General features: G+C 67.5%; 9 protein-coding genes. 6 read left to right on the top strand and 3 right to left on the bottom strand.

Translation table 11 applies throughout. The annotated features are described in order from the left end of the window. Positions 1 to 240 precede the first annotated feature (240 nt). Positions 241 to 1,479, top strand: a complete 1,239-nt coding sequence (locus ACJH7A_RS11435) for an alkane 1-monooxygenase (RefSeq protein ID WP_406801982.1) — start codon at positions 241 to 243, stop codon at positions 1,477 to 1,479. 139 nt (positions 1,480 to 1,618) lie between these two features. Here the strand turns inward: ACJH7A_RS11435 and ACJH7A_RS11430 are convergent, their stop codons facing one another. The 3 genes from ACJH7A_RS11430 to ACJH7A_RS11420 all read right to left on the bottom strand — a co-directional run bounded on the left by ACJH7A_RS11430 (position 1,619) and on the right by ACJH7A_RS11420 (position 3,017). Next, on the bottom strand, positions 1,619 to 2,095 hold the full coding sequence (locus ACJH7A_RS11430; RefSeq protein WP_020102225.1) for a DUF5130 domain-containing protein: 477 nt from the start codon (positions 2,093 to 2,095) through the stop codon (positions 1,619 to 1,621). Then, positions 2,082 to 2,312 carry a hypothetical protein gene (locus tag ACJH7A_RS11425; RefSeq protein ID WP_029105398.1) on the bottom strand — a complete coding sequence of 77 codons (231 nt, stop codon included), beginning with the start codon at positions 2,310 to 2,312 and terminating at the stop codon, positions 2,082 to 2,084. The genes ACJH7A_RS11430 and ACJH7A_RS11425 overlap by 14 nt, the downstream gene beginning before the upstream one ends. A 63-nt stretch (positions 2,313 to 2,375) precedes the next feature. Further along, complete coding sequence (locus ACJH7A_RS11420) at positions 2,376 to 3,017, bottom strand: HNH endonuclease (protein WP_212812343.1); 642 nt, start codon at positions 3,015 to 3,017, stop codon at positions 2,376 to 2,378. Between the two features lie 132 nt (positions 3,018 to 3,149). Here ACJH7A_RS11420 and ACJH7A_RS11415 point away from each other — a divergent pair, with 132 nt between their 5' ends. The 5 genes from ACJH7A_RS11415 (at position 3,150) to ACJH7A_RS11395 (ending at position 7,768) form a co-directional block, all read left to right on the top strand. Continuing rightward, entirely contained in the window at positions 3,150 to 3,554 is a 405-nt protein-coding gene (locus tag ACJH7A_RS11415; protein ID WP_212814902.1) for a globin, read from the top strand. Then, positions 3,554 to 5,122, top strand: a complete 1,569-nt coding sequence (locus ACJH7A_RS11410) for an alpha-amylase family glycosyl hydrolase (protein ID WP_406801981.1) — start codon at positions 3,554 to 3,556, stop codon at positions 5,120 to 5,122. Before ACJH7A_RS11415 ends, ACJH7A_RS11410 begins: the two co-directional genes overlap by 1 nt. A gap of 3 nt (positions 5,123 to 5,125) precedes the next feature. Then, positions 5,126 to 5,833, top strand: coding sequence for a TetR/AcrR family transcriptional regulator (locus ACJH7A_RS11405; protein WP_346414350.1), 708 nt, complete (start codon positions 5,126 to 5,128; stop codon positions 5,831 to 5,833). 147 nt (positions 5,834 to 5,980) lie between these two features. Then, the gene (locus tag ACJH7A_RS11400; protein WP_406801980.1) at positions 5,981 to 6,862 is read left to right on the top strand and encodes a metal-dependent hydrolase; all 882 of its coding nucleotides are present in this window, start codon (positions 5,981 to 5,983) and stop codon (positions 6,860 to 6,862) included. 24 nt (positions 6,863 to 6,886) lie between these two features. Continuing rightward, positions 6,887 to 7,768, top strand: a complete 882-nt coding sequence (locus tag ACJH7A_RS11395) for a metal-dependent hydrolase (protein ID WP_406801979.1) — start codon at positions 6,887 to 6,889, stop codon at positions 7,766 to 7,768. The last annotated feature ends 6 nt before the right edge of the window (positions 7,769 to 7,774 follow it).

Below are 7,774 nucleotides of genomic sequence, written 5' to 3'. Positions count from 1 at the left end.
AGGTCAGCGCAGGCGAAGCCCGCCCGACCGGTAGCGTCAGGCACGTCGAGGTCTTTCGGATGAGGAGTGTAGGAACCCTCATTTTCGAGAGACCTCGACCTCTATCCCGGCAACGACGCGCCAACCACCTCTACACCCTCATCTGTGAAGAGCCGGATAACGATGAGAAAACGGACAGGAAGTGGCTCTGGCAACCGACTTGTATTTGCGCAAACGGCCGAATACGGGTACGAATACGGGGTGTTGTCGGCATTGCGCGCGAGCCAGGAGGCGTCGCAACCCCACGCGCCCGAGGCGCCCGACACTCCCGCCGCCCAGCCCGCCCCCGCTGCCAAGTCGAAATGGCGCGACGGCAAGCGCTACGTATGGCTGCTGGGTCCCATCACCCCCGGAATGGTCGGCCTGTCGTGGCTGCTGGTCTGGCTCACCGGCATGGACGCGTTCTGGTGGACGGGGTCGGTGCTGACGTTCGGGCTGGTCCCGCTGCTCGACCACATCGTCGGCCCCGAGGCCGAGAAGGCTCCCGGCGACCTGCGCAGCCTGGAGGACGACCCGTTCTACCGGATCGCCACGCACCTCTTCCTGCCGGCGCAGTATCTGTCGCTGATCTTCGCGTGCTGGCTGTGGGCCGGCGGCGGCTGGGTGAGCATGTCGCTGGCCGACAAGCTGGGCCTCATGGCCGCGGTCGGAACGGTCGGCGGCATCGCGATCAACGCCGCCCACGAACTCGGCCACAAGCGCGGCATGTCCGAGCGCCGGCTCTCCAAGATCGCCCTGGCCCAGACCTGCTACGGCCACTTCTTCGTCGAACACAACCGCGGTCACCACGTGCGGGTGGCGACGCCGGAGGACCCGGCCAGCTCGCGCCTCGGCGAGAGCCTGTATGCCTTCATCGGCCGTTCGGTCATCGGCAGTCTGCGGTCGGCCTGGAAGCTGGAATCCGAGCGACTCACCCGCGTGCACAAGTCCAAGTGGTCGCTGCACAACGAGGTCCTCAACGCCTGGCTGCTGAGCGTCGTGCTGTTCATCATCCTGGCCGTGTGGTTCGGACCCATTGTGCTGCCGTGGCTTTTCGGGCAGGCCGTGATCGGCATCTTCCTGCTGGAGACGGTCAACTACCTGGAGCACTACGGCCTGCGGCGGCAGAAGCTGCCCAATGGCCGGTACGAGCGGGTGCGCGCCGGGCACAGCTGGAACAGCAACACCGTGATCGCCAACGTCTTCCTGTTCCACCTGCAGCGGCACTCCGACCACCACGCCAACCCGATGCGCCGGTACCAGGCGCTGTGCCATGCCGATGAGGCGCCGCAGCTGCCGGGCGGTTACGGCACGATGCTGCTGCTGGCCATCTGCCCGCCGCTGTGGCGCCGGGTGATGGATCCCCGCGTACTGGCGCACTACGACGGCGACATCAGCCGCACCGCGTTGCAGCCGGGCTATGAGGCCCGCCTGCGCAAGCGCTACCCCGCTGCACGCTGAACCCGCTGCGCGCCACGCCGCCCCTGCCGACACGGCACATTCGTGTGAGTGCAAGACCCCTCAGCGCCAGGTCGGCCGACCCTGGATAGCACTCTGCCGGGTGCGAACCAGTGGTTCGCACCCGGCAGGGTGAATGAAATCAGGCGGGCGAGACGCCGGCGCTCAGCACGCGGACCGCGCTGATCAGGCCGTCCATCAGGTTGCCCTGCTTGAACGATGCCGCAGCCGCGGACACACCCAGCGGGGCAGCCTCTTCGATACCGCGACCGCGGACCTCGGCGCCGTAGACGACCTCGATGGCCTTCTGGTTCGGCGAGACGGCCAGCAGCACAGCGTTGTTCGGCGTCGGCACGGTGGCCAGCACCTCACGCGCGGTGGCGGCGGTGTCCGCACCCAGGTCGCCGATGTAGACGGCGAAACGGGCGCCAGCGGCGCGCGAGCCGTACTTCAGGGCGTCGTCGAGGAATACCAGGTCCTTGACCGGGAACGGGTAGTGCACCGACAGCTCACCGGGCTCGGTGACGCCGGAGATGCGGCCGCTGTACGTGACGGCGTAGCCGTACGGCAGGTTGGCCGGATCGATGTTTGCGACCTCGGTCTGGCTACCACTTGCCACTTGCGCCACCTCCCACAGTCAGGTGCGAGTCATGGCCACCGTGGCCGTGATCCGCCGGTTCCTCGGCCGCCCACAGGATCGGCGCGTGGGTCCACTTGTCGGTCATCTTGTAGGTGTCCGGATGCGGACTCTTGCGCAGCAAGAACAGCGCGCCAAGCACCAGCAGCAGCGCCAGCGGCACCCCACCGAGCAGCGAATGAGTAAGTGCAATGCTCACGCGCAAACCGTATCAGTACGCCCACCGCTCACGCTGAGGACAGGGGCAATCCGCGTGCGGATGTCAGGCGGCGCCTTCGCCGAGATACCGCACCCAGGCCGGATCGAGCTCCTTGACCGCCGAGAGCAGTCGCCAGTGCTGCCCTTTGGGCGGCAACGGCACCGCGTGCAGGGTCCAGCCGAGTTCACTCAGTAGCCGGTCGGCCTTGCGGTGATTGCACGGGCCACACGCCGCGACGCAGTTCTCCCAGGAGTGCTCACCACCGCGGCTGCGCGGCACGACGTGGTCGACGGTGTCGGCCTTGCCGCCGCAGTACGCGCAGCGGAACCGGTCCCGGTGCATCAGAGCGGCCCGGGTCATGGGAATGCGGGCCCGATATGGGACCCGCACATAACTACGCAGCCGGATGACCGACGGGACGGCGACCGCGCGGGTCGCCGAGTGTATGACGGGACCGGACGGATCGGCGTGGACCACATCGGCTTTGCCGCACAGCACCATGATCACGGCGCGCCGCATGGGCAGCGCGGTCAGCGGTTCGTATGTCGAATTCAGCAGCAGGACGCGGCGGCGGCCCCAGAGTGAACCGTCGGTGGGACTTGATTCGACTGCGTGCAGGGGTGATGACAGTGCCGGGCTCGACACAGGCGAACCCGCCGCGGCGCCGTGAAGTCTGTGGCCGCGGACCTTCCTCCGTTGCGACATACGTCCTCCGTGCTCACAGTTCATCACGGATCGACAGCCAACGCACGAGAATTCTGGCGTCTTAGCTGGACCATTCGATGAACTTCGCGTGACGAGTCCCGCATGGAACGCGTCATCGCGTCCTCGTGGACAATGGCGACCGTGACAGAGGCGCAGCGGTCGTTCTACGACGAGGTCGGTGGAGCGGAGACCTTCCATCTCCTGGTGTCGCGGTTCTACCAACTGGTCCGCGACGACGAAATCCTGCGCCCGCTGTATCCCGAGGACGACCTCGACGGCGCCGAGCACCGGCTGCGGATGTTCCTCGAGCAGTACTGGGGCGGTCCCCGCACCTACGGCCAGGAACGCGGCCACCCCCGGCTGCGGATGCGGCACGCCCCGTTCCGGATCGGCTTCCTCGAGCGTGACGCCTGGCTACGGTGCATGCACAGCGCGCTCGCCTCGATCGGCCCGGAGACCATCGACGACGCGCACCGGCAGGCGCTGCTCGACTATTTCGACATGGCCGCCCAGCACATGGTCAACTCGGCGTTCTGATGACGGATCCGCGGTGGTGGTCCCGCGCGGTCTTCTATCAGCTCTACCCGCGCTCGTTCGCCGACAGCGACGGTGACGGCGTCGGCGATCTCGACGGCGTCACCGCGCACCTGGACCATCTGCGCGCACTCGGCGTCGACGCGCTGTGGCTCAACCCCGTGATGGTCTCCCCCATGGTCGATCACGGGTATGACGTCGCCGACCCACGTGACGTCGACCCGCTGTTCGGCGGAATGGCGGCACTCGACCGGCTGCTCGCCGCCGCCGGTGCGGCGGGCATCAAGGTCACCATGGATCTGGTCCCCAACCACACCAGCTCGGCGCACCCGTGGTTCCGGGCGGCGCTCGCCGCGGGCGCGGGCAGCCCCGAACGCGACCGCTACCTCTTCCGCGAGGGGCGCGGGCCGGACGGCGGTCTGCCACCGAACAATTGGAGGTCGGTGTTCGGCGGGCCCGCTTGGACCCGGGTCACCGAACCCGACGGCAGCCCCGGCCAGTGGTACCTGCACCTGTTCGACGCCGCACAGCCGGACCTGAACTGGGACAACCCGGCGGTCCCTGCGGATCTGGAACGGACGCTGCGGTTCTGGCTGGACCGCGGCGTCGCCGGATTCCGGATCGACGTGGCACACGGGATGGCGAAACCGGCAGACCTGCCGGACATGGCCGATCCCGAAGGGGTCATGCTCACCACCCGGGTCGACGATCCGCGGTTCAACAACGACGGCGTGCACGCCATTCACCGTGGCATCCGGACGGTGCTCGACGACTATCCCGAAGCCGCCACCGTCGGCGAGGTCTGGGTGTTCGACAACGAGGATTTCGCCAAGTACCTCCGGCCCGACGAACTGCATCTGGGCTTCAATTTCCGTTTGGTACGAGCCGATTTCACCGCAGCGGCCGTCCGCGAGGCGATCGAGAATTCGCTGGCCGCCGCCGAACTGGCCGACTCACCGCCCACGTGGACACTGTCCAACCACGACGTCGAACGCGAGGTGACCCGTTACGGCGATGGCCCACAGGGGCTTTCGCGAGCCCGGGCGATGGCGCTGGTGATGCTGGCACTGCCGGGCGCGGTGTTCGTCTACAACGGCGAAGAACTCGGGCTGCCCAACGTCGAGCTGCCCGACGACGTGCTGCAGGACCCCGTGTGGGAGCGTTCCGGCCACACCGAGCGGGGCCGCGACGGCTGCCGGGTGCCGCTGCCCTGGTCCGGCGACAGCGCCCCGTACGGGTTCTCGTCGACCGCGCGGACGTGGCTCCCGATGCCCGACGGCTGGGGGCCGTTGACGGTCGCCGCGCAGTCCGCGGACCCGGATTCGACACTGTCGCTCTTCCGGCGTGCCATCGAATTGCGCCGGGGCCGAACAGTTTTGGGACGGTCGGTGCGGTGGCTGCCGACCGCGGACGACCTGCTGGCATTCCAGTGCGAGGACGGCCTGGTGTGCCTGCTGAACGCGGGCAGCACAACGGTCGACATGCCCGGCGGCCGGGTGGTGCTCGCGAGTGGACCATTGCCCGACGGGCGAATCCCACCCGACACGGCCCTCTGGCTGACTTACGATTAGCCCATGCCCGTGGACGCCACCCGTGTCGCGGTGCGGATGTCCGCACCGACGGGTGACGCACGGGCCGACCGCTGGCGGGCGCATCGCGCGACGGTGAAGGCCGACCTGATCGAGGCGACCTTGCGCGCCATCGACGAGTACGGTCCCGACCTGTCGATCGACGACGTGGTGAAAACCGCCGGCGTCCCGCGGCCGAAGCTGTACCGCTTCTTCACCGACAAGGAGACGTTGTTCGCCGCGGTCGGCGAGCGCATGCAGGAACTGATCGTGCAGCGCGTCATGCCGTGCTTCCACGTCACCGCGACGGCATTGGAGCTCGTGAGTTCCGCACTGACCGCCTACGTCGACCTGGTGGCCGAGCGGCCCAACCTCTTTCGCTTCGTCGTCGGCTCCCATTTCAGCGACGACCATTCCCGGACCAAGCTGCTCGAGAACGGCCGCAATCTGTCGAGCGCGATGACCGAGGTGCTCGCGGCGATGGTGCGCGCCCATGGCGGCGACGGCGACCACCTCGAATACACGGCCGACGCGATCCTCGGCGCCGTGGCGCTCGGTGTGCTGCGCTGGCTCAACGAGCCGACGATCGGTAAAGACGAACTCATCGCGCAACTGACGCCCGTGATCTGGGGTGCGGTGTCGGCGGCGGCCGCTGCCCGCGGCGTCGTCATCGCACCCGACGAACAGATGGCGTTGTTCGGCACCACCGACTGAACCGGTCCCCGGCCCACCCGGGCCGCCGCGCCCGCTCAGAAAACGTCATTATCCAAAACCCTTGCGCAATGGCGCACGCCGTCGTAACTTCGAACTACTAGAACTCGCGGTACTAGTTACTGAATGTTCGAGGAAAGGCGGGCGGGCATGGCCGTACGCAGTGCGCAACCCACGTCAGCGCGGAACGCCGGGGCGGTGTATCCCCGGACCCGGCGAATCCGCTTCCGCTTCAACGAGGAAGCGAGCCGCAAGTACTTCGTCGCCGGCGACATGGTGTTCAGCCATTTCGTCGCCGGTCTCTCGGGCGCATTTCCGCCCGGCGAGGAAGGCTTCATCCGATCGGTCCGCCGATTCGCCGACCGCATCACCGATCCCGAGCTCAAGAAACGGGTCGCCGGCTTCATCGGCCAGGAGTCGATGCATGGACAGGAACATCGGCACCTCAACGAGAAGCTCATCGCGATGGGCTACCCCATCGCGTGGTGGGATTCAGAATCCTTCAAAGACAGGCGGATTCGGCTCGAAGACCGGTTGCCCGCTCATGTGCATCTGGCCTTGACGGCCGCCGCGGAGCACTACACCGCGGTGCTGGCCGAACGGGTGTTGTCGAGCGACGAGTTGCAATCGATCCCGGCCGATCCGGAAGTGTGGCATCTGCTGAATTGGCATGCGCTGGAAGAACTCGAGCACAAGTCGGTGGCCTTCGACGTGTACCGCGCTGTCGGTGGCACCGAGCGCACCCGCATCGCGGTCATGGTGGCGGCGTGCGCGCTGCTGCTCCCGGTGACGCTCGTTTCCCTTGCCGTCTCGGTCGGGTCCGACCCGGTCGCGCGGCGCCGCCCCGACCGCCTGATGCGCGAGACGTACGAGCTGTTCACCGGCCCGATATTCAAGGGTCTGCTGCCCGACCTCGCGGTCTACCTACGCCCTGGCTTCCACCCCGACGACGTCGACACGACCGAACTGGCCCAGCAGTGGCGCGACACCCTCTTCGGCACTGACGGCGTCCTCGTCGACCACCTCAGATAGCCGGCACAACGGAAGGAATCGATCATGAGTGCGGACCCGATCACCGCGCACGCGGTCGCTTTTCCCAAGGTGCGGCGGATGCGGTTCCGGTTCGGCGAACCCGAACCGCTGCACCGGCATTTCGTCGAGGGCGACATCGTGTTCAGCCACCTGGTGGCGGTGCTGTCCGGTTCCTTCCCGCCCGGCGAGGAGTCGTTCATCCGGTCCGTTCGCCGCTTCTCCGACCAGATCACCGACCCGGTACTGAAGAAGCGCGTCGCAGGGTTCATCGGCCAGGAGTCCGTACACGGCCAGGAGCACCGCAAGTTGAACACCCAGCTCGCCGACATGGGCTATCCCCTCGTGCGGTTCCTGCTGTTCGCCCCGACGAGCGTGCGCCAGAAGGTGGTGCTGCGCATCGAGAAGTCGATCCCGGCGAAGGTGCATCTGGCGATGACGGCCGCCGCCGAGCACTACACCGCGGTCCTGGGCGCGCGGGTGCTGTCGAACGACGAAATCCAGGCGATCCCAGGCGATCCCGAGGTCTGGCGCCTGTTGAACTGGCACGCCATGGAGGAGCTCGAGCACAAGTCCGTCGCCTTCGACGTCTACCGGTCGGTGGGCGGTTCCGAGCGCACGCGCATCGCGGTCATGTGGTTCATGTACTTCCTGACCATCCCCGTGGTCACCGCCGCGGTGGCGTTGTCGATCCTGTTGGACCCGACGGCATGGCCGCGACCGATCACGGTGCTGCGCCAGACCCACGACGTCTTCCGCGGACCCCTGCTGCGCGGCTTCCTGGGAGAGATCGCCGAGTACCTGCGGCCCGGCTTCCACCCCGACGACGTGCCCACCGACGACCTCCTCGCCCGGTGGCAGCACGACTTGTTCGGCGCCGACGGCGAGCTCGTCGGCTACGTCCGGTAGCCGGGC

Origin of the sequence: Mycobacterium sp. SMC-17 (assembly GCF_045310915.1) — a bacterium.
Classification (GTDB): Bacteria; Actinomycetota; Actinomycetes; order Mycobacteriales; family Mycobacteriaceae; genus Mycobacterium.
Note: the sequence above shows the minus strand (reverse complement) of the source record. Positions and strands in the feature narration are given on the sequence as shown.

Bases quoted from the DNA above. Each gene is read 5' to 3' on its own strand.
- ACJH7A_RS11420 (WP_212812343.1), bottom strand. From the start codon at position 3,017: ATGTCGCAACGGAGGAAGGTCCGCGGCCACAGACTTCACGGCGCCGCG.
- ACJH7A_RS11415 (WP_212814902.1), top strand. From the start codon at position 3,150: ATGGCGACCGTGACAGAGGCGCAGCGGTCGTTCTACGACGAGGTCGGT.
- ACJH7A_RS11410 (WP_406801981.1), top strand. From the start codon at position 3,554: ATGACGGATCCGCGGTGGTGGTCCCGCGCGGTCTTCTATCAGCTCTAC.
- ACJH7A_RS11405 (WP_346414350.1), top strand. From the start codon at position 5,126: ATGCCCGTGGACGCCACCCGTGTCGCGGTGCGGATGTCCGCACCGACG.
- ACJH7A_RS11400 (WP_406801980.1), top strand. From the start codon at position 5,981: ATGGCCGTACGCAGTGCGCAACCCACGTCAGCGCGGAACGCCGGGGCG.
- ACJH7A_RS11395 (WP_406801979.1), top strand. From the start codon at position 6,887: ATGAGTGCGGACCCGATCACCGCGCACGCGGTCGCTTTTCCCAAGGTG.